The sequence below is a fragment of the Actinoplanes sp. NPDC051537 genome (genome assembly GCF_055586105.1).
In genome coordinates this window covers 138107-155184 of record NZ_JBVJIU010000019.1, presented here as the reverse complement: position 1 = coordinate 155184, position 17078 = coordinate 138107, and the positions used below count along the sequence as shown (strand labels likewise).

General features: G+C 70.6%; 16 protein-coding genes. 5 read left to right on the top strand and 11 right to left on the bottom strand.

Translation table 11 applies throughout. From position 1 onward, the window contains the following. Window positions 1-146 precede the first annotated feature (146 nt). The 6 genes from ACZ6TB_RS38300 to ACZ6TB_RS38275 are packed head-to-tail and all read right to left on the bottom strand — an operon-like array spanning window position 147 to window position 5294. Entirely contained in the window at window positions 147-929 is a 783-nt protein-coding gene (locus ACZ6TB_RS38300; RefSeq protein ID WP_465563270.1) for an NAD(P)-dependent oxidoreductase, read from the bottom strand. Further along, window positions 926-1576 (bottom strand): GntR family transcriptional regulator, encoded by a 651-nt coding sequence (locus tag ACZ6TB_RS38295; RefSeq protein ID WP_465563267.1) that lies wholly within the window; start codon window positions 1574-1576, stop codon window positions 926-928. The genes ACZ6TB_RS38300 and ACZ6TB_RS38295 overlap by 4 nt, the downstream gene beginning before the upstream one ends. Beyond that, a complete protein-coding gene (locus tag ACZ6TB_RS38290; protein ID WP_465563264.1) occupies window positions 1563-2564 on the bottom strand; it encodes an amidohydrolase family protein in 1002 nt (333 codons plus the stop codon). Before ACZ6TB_RS38290 ends, ACZ6TB_RS38295 begins: the two co-directional genes overlap by 14 nt. Next, window positions 2561-3523 (bottom strand): VOC family protein, encoded by a 963-nt coding sequence (locus ACZ6TB_RS38285; RefSeq protein WP_465563262.1) that lies wholly within the window; start codon window positions 3521-3523, stop codon window positions 2561-2563. The genes ACZ6TB_RS38290 and ACZ6TB_RS38285 overlap by 4 nt, the downstream gene beginning before the upstream one ends. Before the next feature lie 9 nt (window positions 3524-3532). Next, window positions 3533-4600 (bottom strand): 4-oxalomesaconate tautomerase, encoded by a 1068-nt coding sequence (locus ACZ6TB_RS38280; protein ID WP_465563260.1) that lies wholly within the window; start codon window positions 4598-4600, stop codon window positions 3533-3535. Next, window positions 4593-5294 carry a 4-carboxy-4-hydroxy-2-oxoadipate aldolase/oxaloacetate decarboxylase gene (locus ACZ6TB_RS38275; RefSeq protein WP_465563258.1) on the bottom strand — a complete coding sequence of 234 codons (702 nt, stop codon included), beginning with the start codon at window positions 5292-5294 and terminating at the stop codon, window positions 4593-4595. Before ACZ6TB_RS38275 ends, ACZ6TB_RS38280 begins: the two co-directional genes overlap by 8 nt. Before the next feature lie 210 nt (window positions 5295-5504). Here ACZ6TB_RS38275 and ACZ6TB_RS38270 point away from each other — a divergent pair, with 210 nt between their 5' ends. Continuing rightward, window positions 5505-6341: a LamG domain-containing protein gene (locus ACZ6TB_RS38270; protein WP_465563255.1), complete on the top strand. Its 837-nt coding sequence runs from the start codon at window positions 5505-5507 to the stop codon at window positions 6339-6341. Between the two features lie 159 nt (window positions 6342-6500). Here the strand turns inward: ACZ6TB_RS38270 and ACZ6TB_RS38265 are convergent, their stop codons facing one another. Continuing rightward, window positions 6501-7370, bottom strand: a complete 870-nt coding sequence (locus ACZ6TB_RS38265; RefSeq protein ID WP_465563253.1) for a hypothetical protein — start codon at window positions 7368-7370, stop codon at window positions 6501-6503. A gap of 131 nt (window positions 7371-7501) precedes the next feature. On the opposite strand from ACZ6TB_RS38265, the gene ACZ6TB_RS38260 reads away from it, so the two are divergent. Next, a complete protein-coding gene (locus ACZ6TB_RS38260; RefSeq protein ID WP_465563251.1) occupies window positions 7502-7627 on the top strand; it encodes a hypothetical protein in 126 nt (41 codons plus the stop codon). 4 nt (window positions 7628-7631) lie between these two features. Here ACZ6TB_RS38260 and ACZ6TB_RS38255 read toward each other — a convergent pair whose 3' ends face one another. Together ACZ6TB_RS38255 and ACZ6TB_RS38250 are read right to left on the bottom strand one after the other, a co-directional pair. Beyond that, window positions 7632-8669 carry a hemolysin family protein gene (locus ACZ6TB_RS38255; protein WP_465563248.1) on the bottom strand — a complete coding sequence of 346 codons (1038 nt, stop codon included), beginning with the start codon at window positions 8667-8669 and terminating at the stop codon, window positions 7632-7634. Next, a complete protein-coding gene (locus tag ACZ6TB_RS38250) occupies window positions 8662-9999 on the bottom strand; it encodes a hemolysin family protein (RefSeq protein ID WP_465563388.1) in 1338 nt (445 codons plus the stop codon). The genes ACZ6TB_RS38255 and ACZ6TB_RS38250 overlap by 8 nt, the downstream gene beginning before the upstream one ends. A 107-nt stretch (window positions 10000-10106) precedes the next feature. Between ACZ6TB_RS38250 and ACZ6TB_RS38245 the strand changes: the two genes are divergently transcribed. Then, on the top strand, window positions 10107-10772 hold the full coding sequence (locus ACZ6TB_RS38245; protein WP_465563247.1) for a GOLPH3/VPS74 family protein: 666 nt from the start codon (window positions 10107-10109) through the stop codon (window positions 10770-10772). Here the strand turns inward: ACZ6TB_RS38245 and ACZ6TB_RS38240 are convergent. Both ACZ6TB_RS38240 and ACZ6TB_RS38235 read right to left on the bottom strand, forming a co-directional pair. Further along, window positions 10769-12898 carry a (Fe-S)-binding protein gene (locus tag ACZ6TB_RS38240; RefSeq protein ID WP_465563244.1) on the bottom strand — a complete coding sequence of 710 codons (2130 nt, stop codon included), beginning with the start codon at window positions 12896-12898 and terminating at the stop codon, window positions 10769-10771. The genes ACZ6TB_RS38245 and ACZ6TB_RS38240 overlap by 4 nt on opposite strands. A gap of 171 nt (window positions 12899-13069) precedes the next feature. Next, window positions 13070-13333 carry a cell division protein CrgA gene (locus tag ACZ6TB_RS38235; RefSeq protein WP_465563241.1) on the bottom strand — a complete coding sequence of 88 codons (264 nt, stop codon included), beginning with the start codon at window positions 13331-13333 and terminating at the stop codon, window positions 13070-13072. 220 nt (window positions 13334-13553) lie between these two features. Between ACZ6TB_RS38235 and ACZ6TB_RS38230 the strand changes: the two genes are divergently transcribed. After that, window positions 13554-14363 (top strand): DUF881 domain-containing protein, encoded by an 810-nt coding sequence (locus ACZ6TB_RS38230; protein ID WP_465563238.1) that lies wholly within the window; start codon window positions 13554-13556, stop codon window positions 14361-14363. Window positions 14364-15034: 671 nt separating this feature from the next. Beyond that, entirely contained in the window at window positions 15035-17077 is a 2043-nt protein-coding gene (locus ACZ6TB_RS38225) for a class E sortase (protein WP_465563235.1), read from the top strand. Window position 17078 lies beyond the last annotated feature (1 nt).

The window sequence follows — 17078 nt, the reverse complement described above, 5'->3', positions numbered from 1 at the left end:
TGCCACTGGCAGAACGCTAGAGCCTCGGTTACAGGATTGTCAACGATTTTGCCCGGCGTTAGCAGAGCTGAGACATAACGCCAGGCGACAGGCTCGCGGAGCACCGCCATGATTGTTAACAATCATGCTGACGGTCGACTATTCGGTTACGGTTCGACCCCGTCGGCGAGGTCGGCCAGCCAGTCGCGGCTCGCCCGGGTCACGCGGGCGGGCACGCCGAGATCGTCGAGCAGCCGGGAAGCCGCCTCCATCTCGTGGATCCGGCGGACGGCGTGCGTCTTCGAGCCGGTCAGCAGGCGTTCCAGCGTGGCCGCGTCCGCCCTGATCAGCTCCTCGGTGATGTTGCCACGCAGCCAGTCGGACAGGCCGGCGGCCCGGGCCGCGGCGGTCGCCTCGAGTACGGCGGCCGCGAGTCCCTTGTAGAACACACTGCGCAGAAGCTTGTGGGTGGCGGCCGACCCGACCGGGCCGTCGATCACCTCGACCTCGGCGCCGAGCGGCCGCATGATCTCGGCATAGCCGGCGGCGGCCGGCCCGCTCACGGTCATCGGCGTGAAGAGGCCGTGGCCGGGCACCGGCGACATCAGGGCGACGTCCACCACCCGTACGCGATCGCCTGCTGTTTGCGAAAGAGAGACCTTTTCGCCGGGCGAGGAGGTGTTGCACTCGGCCCAGATCGTCCCGGGAGCGCAGCCGGGCATGCCCTCGGCCAGGGCGTCCGGCGCATCGGCGGCGCTGTTGAGGCTCAGCACCACACCGGCGCCGGTGCAGGCCTCGGCGCCGCTCGCGCAGTTGATCACGCCGGGCGGCGCGTCGACCCGCGGGTCATACCCCCGGACCTCGGCGCCCGCCTCGACCAGACCAGCCGAGATCAGCCCGCCGGCCTCGCCGAGGCCGAGAACGGCGATCACCGCGACCAGACGACTCATCGCAACTCCGTGGCGTCGATGTCGCGCAGCGCCTCGATCACGCTCGCGATGTGCTCGCGCATCGCCGACTCCGCGGCCTTCGGATCCCGCTCCCGGATCGCCTCGATGATCCGCTCGTGCTGCGGCAGCGAGATCGCCGGACGTCCCGGGTGGAGCGAGACCATGAACTGGTGACGGACGAGCTGGCCGCGCAGCGTCTCGATGATGCCGTCGGCGGTGTGGTGGCCGGCGATGCCGCGGATCAGCCCGTGCAGGCGCTGGTTGAGATCGCCGTAGCGCCGGAACTCGCCGGCGCTGACCGCCCGCCGCATCAGCAGCCCGATCTCGTCGAGCTCGCTGGCCTGGGCATCGGTCACCCGGGTCGCGGCCCGCGCCGCGACCAGGCCCTCCAGCACCATGCGCACCTCGGTGATCTCGACGGCCTCGTCGAGCGTCACCTTCCGTACGTGCGCGCCCTTGTTCCGCTCGACCTTGACCAGGCCGTCGGCGGCCAGGTCCTGCAGGGCGGCCCGGACGTTGAAGCGGCTCACCCCGAGCCGCTCGCACAGCTGGGACTCGACGAGCCGCTCGCCGGGCAGGTACTCGCCGCTCAGGATCGCGTCGCGCAACGCGTCCCGGGCGGCTCGGGATTTCTCATCGGAGGGCAAGGTGGGATTCCAGTCGGGGGTAGACGCGGCGGGCGTTGTGCTCGAAGACCTTGGCGCGGTCGCCGGGCACCAGGTCCAACGCCTCCACGTAGCGACGGGTGTCGTCGAAGTAGTGACCGGTCTGCGGGTCGATGCCGCGCACCGCGCCGACCATCTCCGAGCCGAACAGCAGATTGTCGATCTCGATGACCTCGAACAGCAGGTTGATGCCCGGCTGGTGGTAGACGCAGGTGTCGAAGAAGACGTTGCCCATGACGCTCTCGGCCAGCGGCGGCCGGTCGAGCATGTCGGCCAAACCGCGAAAGCGACCCCAGTGGTACGGGACCGCGCCGCCGCCGTGCGGGATGATCACGCGCAGGTCGGGGAAGTCCTTGAACAGGTCGGACTGCATGAACTGCATGAACGCGGTGGTGTCCGCGTTCAGGTAGGCCGAGCCGGTGGCGTGGAAGTTCGGATTGGTGACCGCCGAGACGTGCACCATCGCCGGCACATCGAGCTCGACCATCGCCTCGTAGAACGGGTACCAGCTGCGATCGGTCAGCGGCGCCGACGTCCAGTGGCCGCCGCTCGGGTCGGGGTTGAGGTTGCAGCCCACGAAGCCCAGCTCCTCGACGCAGCGGCGCAGCTCGGCCACCGAGTTGGCGATCGGCACCCCCGGCGACTGCGGCAGCTGGCAGACGCCCGCGAAGCTCCCGGGGTAGAGCCGGGTGACCCGGTAGATCAGGTCGTTGCAGGCCTCGGCCCACTGGCGGCTGATCGTTTCGTCGCCCTCGTGATGGGCCATCGCCGAGGCGCGAGGCGAGAAGATCGTGAGGTCGACGCCGCGCTCCCGCATGAGTCGTAGTTGGCTGCCCTCGATCGACTCCCGGATCGAATCATCTGAGATGTCCGGATATTTCGGGACGGAATCCCCGGCAAGCTGCGCCGCTCGCCACGCGGTGTGCGCCGCAGGCACGGTTGTGTAGTGCCCGTGGCAGTCGATGATCACTTGGCGTCCTCTCCGACAGAGACCGAGACCGGCGGCGTGCCGTGCGTGTGGAACGAATCGATGGTCTTCAAGCCCCAGGCCTGGCCCTTGGCGCGCTCGGCCTCGGTCCAGTTCACCGGCTGCCAGTCGGGCGCGAAGACGAGCCGGGCGCCGGCGTTGCAGAGCTCGATGCGGTTGCCGCCGGGCTCGTACACGTACAGGAAGAAGGTCTGTTGAATGGCATGTTTGTGCGGGCCGGTCTCGATGAAGACGCCCTGCTCGAGCGCGATGTCGGCGGCCTTGAGGATGTCCTCGCGGGTGTCCGTGGCGAACGCGATGTGATGCAGCCGCCCGCTCGTGCCGGTGCGGTCGCGGGTGTATACGGCGTCGTAGCCCTTGTTCGTGAAGGTGGTCCAGCTGCCGGCGATGCTCCCGTCGTCGAGCTGGATCTGCTCGGTGACCAGGGCGCCGAGGGTGTCCCGCAGGAAGTCCCGGTTGGCCTCGACGTCGACGCCCAGGTAGTTGATGTGGTCGAGCCGCCGCACGCTGACCCCGCGCGCCGGATAGGCCTGGGCCTGGTTCTTGAGCGCCGGCCGCAGCTGCTCCGGGGGCCGGAACCAGGAGCTCTCGTAGTAGAGGCCGATCTCGTGACCGTCGGGGTCGGTGAAGTAGTAGGTGGGCCCGTAGCCCGGATCGCCGTCGCCCCAGCCGATGCCCCGCCCGGTCGCCTCGATCTCCGTCACCAGCTCCCGCAACGCGGACGGGCTCGCCGCCCGCAGGAACGTCCGCCCGACACCCGAGGTGGCGTGGCCGGTGAGCTTGACCGTGACGTTCTCGTAGTCGTCCCACGCCCGGAGGAAGACCGAGTCGCCGGACTCACCGTTCACGGTCAACCCCAGGTAGTTCGTGAAGAACGCGAGGCTCTCCTCGAGTACCGGGGTGCGGAGCTCGATGTGGGCCAGGTGCGCGATCTGGTGCACGGTTTCTCCTTACGCGCGCGGGAACGCGATGCCGTCGAAGAGCTTGCGGGCGGTGCGGACGACGCCCGAGCGGACGATCCGGGGCGGGTCGTACTCGTTGTCGACCACCACGTCGACCAGCAGGTGGCCGGTGGGGTGCTCGACGTCGACCTGGGACCGGTCGGCCGGCCAGTCGGCGGTGAGCTCGTGGCCGACCGCGCCCGGCAGCAGCATGCCGGTGACCACGCTGATCGCGGCCAGCACGCCGATCGACGTGTGCGGCTGGACCGGGATGAACGACCTCGTGCTGATCCGGCCGCCGTCGCGGGGCGGGGCCAGCAGCACCGTCTTCGGCACCGACCCGGGATCGTCGCCGAGGCCCATCCGCCGGGCGGCCTCGCGGCGGAACGCGTCGATCCGGTCGAGCAGCGGCTGGTCGGCGGCGAGGAGGGTGTGCGACTCGTACCCGGTGAGGCCGAAGGACGATGCCATGGCCAGCACGACCGGCATGCCGTTGTCGACGCAGGTCGCCTCGATGCCGTCGATCGTGTCGCGGACCCGGCCGGTCGGGAGCAACGGTCCGGTGGTGTCGCTGAAGCTCAGCACGACCGGGGACGCGCTCTGCGGAACGCCGGAGATCACCACGTCGCCGCGGTATTCGACGCGACCGCCGGGGGTGGCGAAGATGGCGACCGCGACGCTGTCCGAGTTGACCATCCGGATGCGGACGCTGGTCTCCTTCTCGTCGGCCGAGACCAGGCCCCGCTCGACCGCGAACGGCCCGACGCCGGCCAGGATGTTGCCGCAGTTCTGCGCGTCGCTGACCGTCGGCTCGTCGACGCCGAGCTGGAGAAACAGGTAGTCGATGTCGGCGTCCGAGTCCTCGGAGCGGCCGATCACGGCGACCTTGCTGGTCAGCGACGTGGCGCCGCCCAGGCCGTCGATCTGCCGGGGGTCGGGCGTGCCCATCAGGCGCAGCAGCAGGTCGTCGCGCGCGGCCGGATCGGACGGCAGGTCGGCGGCCTCGAAGTAGAGACCGCGCGAGGTGCCGCCTCGCAGCATCATGCATCGGACGCCGGTGCTGTCGTAGTCAGTCACCTCGGACGTACTCCTCGTAGGAGACGTACTCGATGCCCAGCTCGGGGAGCTTCTGGCGCAGGCCGTAACGGTCGAGGCCGAGCTCGCCCTCGGCGAACGCGGCCCGGGTCGCCGCCTCCTTCTCGAGGCGGGCCTTCCCGGCGGTCAGCGCGCGGGACACGTCGTTTCGCCCGACGACCGTGACCCCGTCGTCGTCGCCGAGGATCACGTCGCCGGGGTGGATCGTCTGGCCGCCGAGCACGATCGGCACGTTCACGGCGCCGGCGGTCGCCTTCACCGAACCCTGGGCGCTGATCGCGCGGGACCACACCGGGAACCGCATTTCACGAAGATCGGCCACATCCCGTACGCCGCTGGCCAGCACCGCGCCGCGGACGCCACGCCGCTGCAGGGAGCCCGCGAACAGCTCGCCGAAGAGGCCGTCGGTGGACGGGGAGTTGGTCGCCACCACCAGGACGTCGCCGGGACGGCACTGCTCGACCGCGACGTGGATCATCAGGTTGTCGCCGGGCCAGCACAGGACCGTGACCGCGGTGCCGCCCATCCGCGCGCCGGCCCAGGCCGGGCGGAACTCGGGGCCGAGGTAGCCGACCCGGCCGAGCGCCTCGTGCACGGTGGCCACGCCGTACCCGCCGAGGGTCTCGGCGTCGTCGATGTCCGCGCGAGGCGGATCGGTCACCACTACGGTCCTCATGCCGCCAGCGTAGGTGGCCCTCGCGGATTGTCAACAATCGCGACGACAGGATTCCAGCGCTGGTATAGGGTTTACTTAGCCCTCGGGACGATTGTTGACTATGTTGGCCACGATCGCGCCCCTAGGTGGTCGCCTGACCTCTTTCGAGTGCTTCTCGCCGTTTCGGCAGGCTGGATTCGCATCTGGCTGGGCAATACGGACAATTAGCGCATGTCTCGCAACAGGTGGTGTCTCGCCCTGACGGGAGCCCTCCTCCTCGTCGCCGGGCTGGTGCTGGCGCACCGCGGCCCGGTCACTCGCCCGGTCGCCGTCCAGATCACGCCCCCGGCCGCCGGCTTGCTGTCCAGTCTCCCTTCTGCGCCGGCCGGCGTCGCGCCCCTGGACCGGGTCGGGGAGGCGTCGGCCCCGGTCAGCCTCCAATACACGTTCGACGGCGGGGTGCATCGGCCGATCACGGATCAGGCCGGCGGTCATGAGCTGCGTCCGCTCGGTGAGAACGGGGGCGCGCTCCGACTCGTACCACAGGGGCTCGGTCTTGCCGTTGCTTATCCGAACCGATGCACGCTGGCCGAGGAGAGCGAGTGCCCGCGGGCGATCCTCGAGGGTTACCGCGACGACGCGCTCAATCCGGGCCGGCGGTCGCTGGCGTACGGCGCGTCGGTGCTGATGACCCACGGCGACCTGTCGGACGGCGCGAACGTGCTGCAGAAGGGCTATTCGGTCGGCGGCGTCAGCCAGTTCAAGCTGCAGGTGGACCACCTGCTGGGCCACCCGAGCTGCGTGATCACCGGCCGTACGGGCCGCATCTACCGCGCCGAGCCGTGGATCGACGTGGCCGACGGCCGCTGGCACACCCTGGTCTGCTCGCGCGCCGGCAACCGCCTGACCCTCACGGTCGACGGCGTGCCCGAGGCGTGGGTACGCGTGCCGCCGCAGTTGTCGATCGCCAACGCCGAGCCGCTGCGCATCGGTGGCAAGGGCCCGGCCCAGGGAAACGACCAATACGCCGGCGAGATCGACAACGTCTTCCTGACTATCGGGTCGTGAGCGGCGCCCGCAGTGCTTCGGCGTCCTCTCGCCAGGGGGCTCGGCCAGGTCGACGTTCTCGGTGGCCGGGAGCGGGATGCCCGGGGCGGGGTCGTCGAGGTAGCGGGCGCTCACGTGGGTGTGCAGGTGCGGGAGGATGTTGCCGGCCCGCCATCGTCATCAGCCCTCGGTGGCGTACCGGTCCGCCCACCGCCGGCCGCTGTCGTCCGCGTTAGACGGGTTGAGCGTTCCGGCGGTCAGCATCGCGAAGAGCTCCTCGTGCCGCCGATCCGGCTCGTTGATCTGCACCTTGTGCGCGGTGTAGGCCCCCAGCACCTCGGTGACCCGCGCGGTGAGCGCGGCGACGTCCGCATCCGCCCGGTAAAGCGACGCCCACAACTCCTGCTCGAGCGCGAGGGCCGCCTGCTCCCACGGCTCCGGCGGCTCCTCGTCGAAGATCGCCCGGCTCCGGGCCCGCGTCGCCAACCCGAAATATCCGGTGATCAGCGAGAAGGGCCGGCTGGAAATGGCAAAAGTCCATGGTTCCGTACGCCCGATCTGCCGCACACCGAGCGCCTTGACCAGCCGAAACACCAGCTCGTCCGCCACCTCGTCGTCGGTCAGGCCGTGCCGCAACGCCTCGACATCGGGTCGCAGCCCGGCTCGCCCCGACCAGGCAGTGAACTCCGCGACCACGTCGTCCACCGCCCGCGGCAACGGCTCGGCCACCCCATCCGGCGCGTGCCCGTACACCCCGCACCGGGCGTCGACGTCCCGCAGGTGCGTGAGCGCCCCGCCGTCCACACACATCCCGGCGCAGTCGCTGTCACAGACATAGGCCCCGAACGACGGTCGCCCCGTCTCCGCCGACAGCGCCCCGGTGGCCCCGACCAGATCTGGCGGGTCATCGGCGCCGCCGGTCTCCACCAGCTGCCACCCGTCGCCGAGTTTGCGCAGCCAGTGGTGCTTGTACCCGAACCGCCGCAACGAATCCGCCTGGACCAGCGGCCGCTCCGACCAACCGACCACGATCGTTCCCCAATACCCCACGGCCGCAGGCTAGCCGATCGTCCAAATAGGTCAGCACGAACTCCGCTCCCGAGTTACCGTCGGCTATGCGCCCGGACGACTCCATTGCCTGGCTGGCGAGTCAGGTACACGCCGACCACGGCGGCTTCGCCATGACCTCCGTCCTGAACGACGCCCGGTCGCGGGACGCCATCGCCCGCCAGGCTGCCGCCGAGGCCGAGCTCCTCCGCGCCGACGACAAGCCGCGTCCCCGGCGCCGCCGCTTCCGGCGGTCTTAAGGTCTCAAGAAGCCCGGGCCGGGGTCAGGCCGTGCGACGGCTCGCCGACCACGGCGTGGATCACGTCGTCCAGCGTGATCACGCCCAGGGGGCGGCGGCCGTCGCTGACCAGGACGATGTGCAGGCGGTCGCGGCGCATGGCCAGCAGCAGCTCGGCCAGCGTGCGGTCGGGAGAGACCACGGCCAGCGGGCGGATCACGTCGGAGGGGATCGGCAGTCGGCGCTGCGCCGCCGCGTACCCCAGGATGTCCTTGACGTGCACGAAGCCCAGCACCCGGCGGGTCTCGCGCTGGACGACGGGGAAACGAGAGCGGCCGGTACGGGTGGCGACCGCCTCGATGGCCGCCGGTGACGTGTCGTCGGCCACCGTCGTCACCCCCGACCAGGGCCGGAGCGTGTCGGCGGCGGTGCGGTCGTTGAGTCCGAGCGCCGCGTGGATGCGGGCGTACTGCTCCGAGCCGAGCAGGCCCTCGCTGCGCGCCTGGGTGACCATGCCGGCCAGCTCGTCGGCCGTGAAGACGGTCTTGACCGCGTCGGTGGCCTCGATCTTCCACAGCTTCAGCACCGTGCGCGACGCCCAGCGCATGGCGTTGAGCAGCGGCTTCGTGGCGGTGCAGAAGCCGAGCATGAACGGGCCGAGGATCAGCGCCGCCCGCTCGGGGCCGGCCAGCGTGATGTTCTTGGGCACCATCTCGCCGATGACCGTGTGCAGGAAGACCACCACGACCAGGGCCAACACGAAGGCGACCGGGTGCAGCATGTCCTCGGGGAGGCCGAGCTTGCCGAACGGGCCCTCTAGCAGGTGGGCCAGGGCCGGCTCGGCGATCGCGCCGAGACCGAGCGAGCAGATGGTGATGCCGAGCTGGGCACCGGCGATCATCAGCGGGATCTGGCTCATCGCCGAGAGCGCCCACCGGGCCGGCTTCGAGGTGGCGGCGAGCGGTTCCAGCGCCGTACGCCGGGAGGCGATCAGTGCGAACTCGCCACCGACGAAGACGCCGTTGCCGAGCAGCAGCACGATCGTGATCAGAACCTTAGTCATCGGCGGGCTCCGGCGTCGGCGCGACGACGCGGACCTGCTCGATCCGGTGCCGGTCCACCTCCATGACGGTGAACTCCCAGCCGCGCTCCTCGAGCGACTCGCCGACGACCGGGATGTGGCCCAGCCGCGCGAGCAGGAAACCGGCCAAGGTCTCGTACGGGCCCTCGGGCAGCGTGAACCCGGTCTGTTCCATCAGCTCGTCCTCGCGGAGCAGGCCGTCCACCACGAACGTCTTGTCGCCGCCCGGCGCCGTCAGCTCCTGGGCGCCGGCCTCGTCCACGTCGGTGTCGTACTCGTCGGAGATCTCGCCGACCAGTTCCTCGATCAGGTCCTCGACCGTGACGACGCCGTCGGTGCCGCCGTACTCGTCGACCACGATGGCAAGGTCGGCGTCGGCCTCGCGCAGGGCGGCGAGCACCTTGTCGAGGCCGAGGCTCTCCGGGACGTACACGGGCTCCTTGGCGATCGTCGCGACTTTGGTCGCGGCACGCCGCTCGGGTGGCACCCCGAGCGCGTCCGGCACCCCGACCACCCCCGTGACCACGTCGATGGTGTTCTCGTAGACGGGGAAGCGGGTGTGCCCGGTCTCGCGTGCGACGGCGATGAGGTCGGCGAGGCTGGCGCTGGTCTTGAGGCCGACCACGTCGACACGCGGGGTCATCGCCTTGGCCGCGCGCTTCTCGCCGAAGCGGATCGTGCGGCGCAGCAGGGTCGCGGTCTCGGTCGGCAGCGCGCCGGCCCGGGCGCTGATCGCGGCGAGCAGGCCGAGCTCCTCGGGCGATCGGGCGCTGGCCAGCTCCTCCTGCGGCTCGATGCCGATCCGCCGGACGAGCCAGTTCGCCGAGCCGTTGAGCGCCGCGATCAACCATTTGAAAAACCGGGAGAAAGTACGCAACGGGCCGGCCGTCATCAGCGCCACCCGCATGGGCCGGGCCAGCGCGGCGTTCTTGGGCACGAGCTCGCCGAAGAGCATCGACAGCAGGGTGGCCACGATCAGCGCCAGCGCGTGGGTGATGCCCTCGGTGGCGTCGCCCGCGATCGGCTTGACCAGCGGGTCGAACAGCTTGGAGAGGGCGGGCTCGGCGAGGTAACCGGTGAGGATCGTGGCCAGCGTGATGCCGAGCTGGGTGGCGGAGAGCTGGAACGACAGGTTGTGCAGCACCCGCTGCACGGTCACGGCCTGCCGGTTGCCCTCGGCCGCGCGCGCGTCGATCTCCGATCGGTCGACCGTGACGAGGCCGAACTCGGCCGCCACGAAAAACGCGTTGATGCCCGTGAGCAGCGCGAATGCCACTAACGGGAGCGCCGCGGTCACGAGCAGGCCGTCCATGATCGGTTTCACCTCGGTCCTTATTGTGCCGGACCGGCCATCCACGCGGGTGAGCACGGGGCGCATATCACCGCGGAACGGATCACGGCACCGGCTACCGTCAAGGCATGAGCATTGCCGAGGAGTTCCTGCTTCTGGCGTACGACGAGGACGGCACGCCGCTCACCGACGGCACTCGACTGGACAACGGCCTGGGCGGGGCGATCCTGCTCGAGCTCGCGCTCGCCCGGCGGGTCGACGTCGAGGACAAGCGCGTGGTCGTCGTCGACCGGGGGCCGATCGGGGATGCGCTCACCGACGAGGCTCTCGACCGGATCGCGGAGGAGAAGCCCCGCAAAGCCGGTCACTGGGTGACGAAACTGTCAAAGCAGGCGCGGCCTCGGATCCTCGAGAAGCTGGTGGCCGAGGGCGTGCTGACGGTCGAGAAGGACCGGGTGCTCTGGGTCTTCCCGCGGACCAAGTACCCGTCGGCGAGCGGCGACGTGCCGGCGGTCGAGGCCGACGCCCGCGAGCGGATCCGGGCGGCCGTGCTCGGGACCGGGGCGGTCGAGCCGCGTACGGCCGCTCTCTGCGCTCTGGTCGCCGCCACCGAGCTGGACCGGAAGATCCTCGCCGGAGTGGATCAGAAGCGGGTGAAGACCCGCCTCAAGGAGATCGGCGAGGGCGCGTGGGCCGCCGACGCCGTGCGCAAGACGATCGAGGAGATCCAGGCCGCCGTGATGGTCGCGATCATCGCGTCGACCACGGCGGCCACGGCCGGCTCGTCGGCCTAGACCTCCTGCTTGAGGGACCGCAGCAGGACCGTCGCGACGTCGACGACCTCCACGTTCTCCTGCTCGGCCTTGGCCGTGACGCCGTCGCCGATCATCGTGTAGCAGAACGGGCAGCCGACCGCGATGGTCTTGGCGCCGGTGGCGAGGGCTTCCTCGGTGCGCTCGATGTTGATGCGCTTGCCGATCTTCTCTTCCATCCACATGCGGGCGCCGCCGGCGCCGCAGCAGAACGAGCGTTCCTGGTTGCGCGGCATCTCGATGATGTTGGCCGCTTCGCCGAGGACCTCGCGGGGCGCGTCGAAGACCCGGTTGTGCCGGCCCAGGTAGCAGGGGTCGTGGTAGGTGACGTCGCCGTCGACCTTCTGCACCGGGGTGAGCTTGCCGGTGGCGACCAGGTGGGCCAGCAGCTGGGTGTGGTGCACGACCTCGACCCTCAGACCGAGCTGCTCGTACTCGTTGCCGAGCGTGTTGAAGCAGTGCGGGCAGGTCGCGACGATCTTCTTGACGTTCGCCTCTTGCAGGGTCTCGACGTTCTGCTGGGCGAGCATCTGGAAGACGAACTCGTTGCCGATCCGGCGGGCCGGGTCACCCGTACACGTCTCGCCCTCGCCCAGAATGGCGTAGTCGACGCCGGCCTCGTGCAGCAGCTTGGCCACCGCTCGGGTGGTCTTCTTCGCCCGGTCCTCGAACGCGCCGGCGCAACCGACCCAGAACAGATATTCGAAGTCGTCCTTCTCGCCGACCCGCGGCACCTCGAAGTCCAGACCCTTGGTCCAGTCCTCGCGGGTGTTCGGCGGGGCGCCCCACGGGTTGCCCTTGTTCTCCAGGTTGCGCAGCATCACGCCGGCCTCGGCCGGGAAGCTCGACTCGATCAGCACCTGGTAGCGGCGCATGTCGACGATGTGGTCGACGTGCTCGATGTCGACCGGGCACTGCTCGACGCAGGCGCCGCAGGTCGTGCAGGACCAGAGCACGTCCGGGTCGATGACGCCGTTCTCTTCCTCGGTGCCGATCAGCGGCCGGTTGCCCTCCGCGAGCGCGAGGACGTCCATGTGCGCCAGCTGCGCCTCGGTCGCCTTCTCCTCGCCGGTCAGATCTTTACCACCACCGGCCAGCAGGTACGGGGCCTTGGCGTACGCGTGGTCGCGCAGGCTGAGCACCAGCAGCTTGGGCGACAGCGGCTTGGCGGTGTTCCAGGCCGGGCACTGCGACTGGCAGCGGCCGCACTCGGTGCAGGTGGAGAAGTCGAGCAGGCCCTTCCAGGTGAACTGCTCGACCTGGGCGACGCCGAACTGGTCCTTCTCCGGGTCGGCCTCCTCGAAGTCGAGGGGCTTGCCCGCGCTCATCATCGGCCGCAGCGCGCCCAGGCCGGAGCCGGCCGGCTTCTCGGGGCTGCGCTTGAAGAAGATGTTGAAGAACGCCAGGAAGCGGTGCCAGGCCACGCCCATGGTCGGGTTGAGCCCGATGGTGATCAGCCAGCCCATCGAGATGAGCAGCTTGACCAGCGCGACCCAGGTCGGCCCGTCTTCGGCTCTTGGCAAGATCGAGCCCACCGCGTGCGACAGCGGGGTGGCCCAGGTCGGGAACTCGAACGTGTCGTTGGCGACCTTGAAGCCCCGGATGAGGAAGCCGCAGATCAGCACGCCGAGGATGACGGCCTCGACGAAGTACGCCTGCCACATCGTCGAGCCCAGGAACCGGGACCGTTTCGCCCGGATCTGCTGCTGCCGCACAAAGATCAGGTAGAGGATGCCGGCCAGGCCGAGAATGCCGATCCACTCGGTGACGAAGCCGTACGGCAGCCAGTCGCCGATGATCGGCAGCCCGCCTTCCGGGTCGACGACCTCGAAGTACGCCTCGACGACCAGCAGGAACAGGATCATGAAGGAGACCATCACGAACCAGTGCGCCGCACCGATCGTCGACCACTTGAGCATCCGGGTGTGACCGAGCGTCTCCCGTAGCATCGTCGTGGTCCGTTTTTTGGGATCGACGAAGCGCTCCGGCGCCGGTTGACCCTTGCGGATCACCGACGTGATCGTCAGGACCGCCCGCACCGCCAGCACGACGGCCGCGATCGTGACGGCGCCCGCCAGGACGGTGGCGATGATCTGCGCGATCCCCACGATGCCTCCTCGATCGGCTGTCGAGCCCATGTTACCCACGAGTAATAGACGGCCGCGCGCGGTAGGTCAAGCGACGCCTGCTGTCAGGCGAAGAGCGCATCCCGCTGGCAGCGCGGGATGCGCTCAATTCGGACGAAGATCACACTACCCGCGGTAAGCGGGCATCGCGGGTCAACGCCAGCGCGACAGGATGCCCAGCGAGGCGACCATGCAACCGAAGCCGACCGCGAGGTTCCAGTACGACCAGGACTCGACCGGCCACTTCTGCGAGGACAGGTAGTAGACGACCAGCCAGGCGATGCCGACGACGATCAGCGTCACCGCGGTGATCGGCAGCCACGTGGGGCTCGGCTTCTTGGATGCGGCCGCGACCGACGGACGGACGTCCGTCGGCGGGGTGTAGACCTTCTTCTTGCGAACCTGAGACTTCGGCACGGTGCTCTCCTGAAGGGCAACAAGTGGTGAACAACCCACCGCTGAGCGGCTCGGGATGCCCCGACTGCTGCCCGTGGCGAATACTGTTCGACAGCTAGCGTAGTCAAGGCGACGCGCAGACAGGCACCCGCCAGGCGAGGAAAATGCCCGGCGGGTCAATTCGGGAGGCTTTTGTCCGCCCTGAGCGGCCTTACCGAGCGGCCTTCGGAGGGATGAGAACGTGGAGTACACGACCGGTGCGCCCTCGTGGCGGCTCGTGCTGCGACGCGCGCTCGGCGGCCTGCGGCCTCGCCGAGGCGCACAGCGAACTCGCGGCTGGTCGGTCGTCGTTCCCCTCATCGCGCTGGCGGCCGGCTTGCTCTTCACGACATCGGCCCGTACGGCGGATGGCACCCAGCTGCGCGACGACCGGCGGCCGCAGCTCGCCCAGCTGATCGCCGACAAGCGGGTGCGGCTGGACGCCCGCGAGAAGACGGCCGCCAAGCTGCGCGCCGAGGTCGATCAGGACACGGCCCGCCTCGCCGAGGTCGACTCGCCGGTCAAGCAGGCGCGCGAGCGGGCCGATGCGCTGCGGGCCACGGCCGGCTTCACGGCACTGCGCGGTCCGGGCATAACGGTCACCCTCAACGACTCGTCGCGGCGCGGCGCGGACCTCGGCCCGAACGCCCCCGGCAACGACGATCTCGTCGTCCACCAGGGTGATGTTCAGGCGGTCGTGAACGCTCTCTGGGCCGGTGGGGCCGAGGCAATGTCGATCATGGATGTCCGCGTCATCTCGACCAGCGCGGTACGCTGTGTCGGCAACACGCTGCTACTTCACGGCCAGGTCTTCTCACCACCGTTCAAGATCACGGCGATTGGCGAACCCACAGCGATGCATCGCGCGTTGGAATCCGCGGAGGGAGTCCAACAGTTCCGCGATGCCGTCGCCGACTTCGGCCTCGGCTATACGGAAACCGTCGAAGGGAACGTGACTGTGCGGGCGTACGACGGGTCGAGTGACCTCCGATCCGCTCGGGTTGCCGAGTAATGGCGTCGGAGAACCAGCCGGAGGCAAACAACTCGGGTCGTCACCGCGCACCAGACGGTGACGCCCAGACGGCGTACATCCCGCGCATCACCGACGCTTCCCCCGACGGCGTCCCCGGCGGCCCACTGGCGCCATCGGTCGGCCTCGGCGGCTCCCCCGTGACCCCACGGCCCGCGACGCCTCCTCCGCCGCCGGCCGCCCCGGAAGCCGCACCGCTTCCCATGCCGCCCGCCGGTCCGGCCGCGCCCGCCGCTCGGGCCGCCACGCCGGTGCCGCCACCCACCGCCGGCCCGGCCGCCCGTGCTGCCACGCCGGTGCCGCCACCCGCCGCCGGCCCGGCCGCCCGTGCCGCGACGCCCGTGCCGCCACCCGCCGCTGCTGCCGCGACGCCCGTGCCGCCACCCGCCGCTCCCGTCGCCCGGGCCACCGCGCCCATGGCGCCGCCGCCCGCGCCCGCCGCTCGGGCCGCCACGCCGGTGCCGCCGCCTGCCGCCCCGGAGGCCCCTGTCGCGCGGGCTGCCACCCCGGTGCCGCCGCCTGCTTCCCCGACCGCTCCCGTCGCGCGGGCCGCCATCCCGGTGCCGCCGCCTGCCGCCCCGACCGCCCCCGTCGCGCGGGCCGCCACGCCCGCGCCGACCGCGCCCTCGGGTCCGTCTTCCCCGGCGGGCCAGGTGACCTGGACCTCCGCGCCCACATCGCCGCCCGTTCCCGCTGCGCCGCCCGCCGTGCAGTCGTCGGCCTCGGAGACCGCGATCCTCGGCACGGACGCGGCCGCCGAGCAGCGGATGGCCGCCATGCGCCAGAAGCTCGGCCGCCCGACCGCGACCGCCGTTTCGCCCGATTCCGCTCATCCCGCAACGCCGGCCCCGGCCGACGAGGTCCACGCGGCGGCCGTAGCGGCTCGCATGCGAACTCCCGAGCCGGTAGCCCCCGCCCCGACCGCAGCGCAGGCGTTCGACTTCTTCGCGGCGGCCCAGGCCGCCGCGGCCCAAAACGCGTCGGCTCAGAACGGGTCGGCCCAGAATGCGGCCGCCGCGCAAACCGCCCCGCAGCGCCCGGCGGCGTTCCCGCCCGAAATGTCGCGCCGAGAGAGCACCGCTACGCCCGTGAACGGTGGCGCGCCCTCGAACGGATACACCAACGGCCTCCGGACGCCGCAGGAGGCGAATGGGCGGCCCCAGATCAACGGTTATCCGGCCGACTACCGATCACCCGCGCAGAACGGCTCGGCATCGGCAGCTTCCGTCTTCCCGGCGGACGCCAGCGCCACGACCGTGTTCCCCCCGATCACGCCGACCAACGGCCAGCCGAGCGCGGCCGCGCAGAACGGCTACTCGACCGGCACTGCGCCGCAGAACGGCTACTCGGCGAGCGCAACGGTCCGCAGCGCTGCATCCGCGGCCCCGCCCGCCAGCGCCGCGTTCCCACCCGCTGCCACCGCGACCCCGCCCACCGGCACCGCGACCCCGCCCATAGGCAACGCGGCCCAGCCCGCCGGCACCGCGGCCCCGCCCACCGGCACCGCGTTCCCGACCAGCCCGGCGGCCCGCGACCCGTTCCCGACCAGCCCGGCGGCGGGACGCGACCCGTTCCCGGCCACTGCCCCCTACAGCGCGCAGCAGAGCGGCCCGGCCGGTGGCCTGGGCTTCAACGCCAAGCAGCAGGATCCGAACGAGACCGCTGTCATCCGTACGCCCGACGCTCCGACCGGAATTCTCCCCACCGTGAAGCCTCGCACCGCCGCGCCGCAGTCGCTCAAAGAGCACACCGCGCTCATGTCCGCCGTGCCCGGCAAGGCCGCCCAGGCCGCCAAGGCCAAGGCCGGCGCCGACCCCGACGTCGCGCTCGGCGCGGCCGCCGCGCCCCCGGTCCGGCCGGGCGGCCCCGATCATGTTCCCGAGCCGGTCGACACCGGCGAGGGCGACGACGACGGCGCGAAGCGTGGCGAGCGCGTGGTCAAGCTGCGGCCCGAGCAGACCGACGAGGGCTACAAGAGCGTCTACTCCGAGCTCACCCGCCCGACGCTGGGCTCGCGGATCCGCTCCGGCGTCCGGGTCTCCGGCGAGCTGATGATCACGTTCGGCCTGATCATTCTGCTGTTCGCCGGATACGAGGTCTTCGGCAACTCGGCCAAGGTGCAGGACGAGCAGAACGCGCTGACCGACGAGCTCGACCAGGAGTGGAACGACCCGACCGTCGGGCCGTCCACGGCGCCCGTCCCGCAGGGTCCGGCGGCGCCGGGCAGCAGCCTCGTCGGCCGGCTCTACATCCCGAAGCTGGACAAGGAGTGGGTCGTCGTCAACGGCGTCCGCCCGCAGGACATCAAGTACGCGCCCGGGCACTACCCGGACACGGCGGCGCCCGGCGCGATCGGCAACTTCTCGGTGGCCGGCCACCGGATCCGGAAGATCTTCTGGCGGATCGACGAGCTGCAGACCGGCGACGTGATCGGCGTGGAGACCAAGGATTTCTGGTACGTCTACAAGGTCTACGGCCACGAGGTGGTCAAGCCGAGCGCCGTCGAGGTGGTCGCCGCGGTGCCCGACAAGCCCGGCGTCAAGCCGACGAAGGCGCTGCTCACGCTGACGACCTGCAACCCCAAGTTCAACAACTACGAGCGGCTCATCGTGCACGCCGAACTGGCCTCGAAGACGCCGCGCAACCAGTCCCTGCCCGACGCCGGCATGCCGGCCGAGATGAAGACGAAGGCGTAGG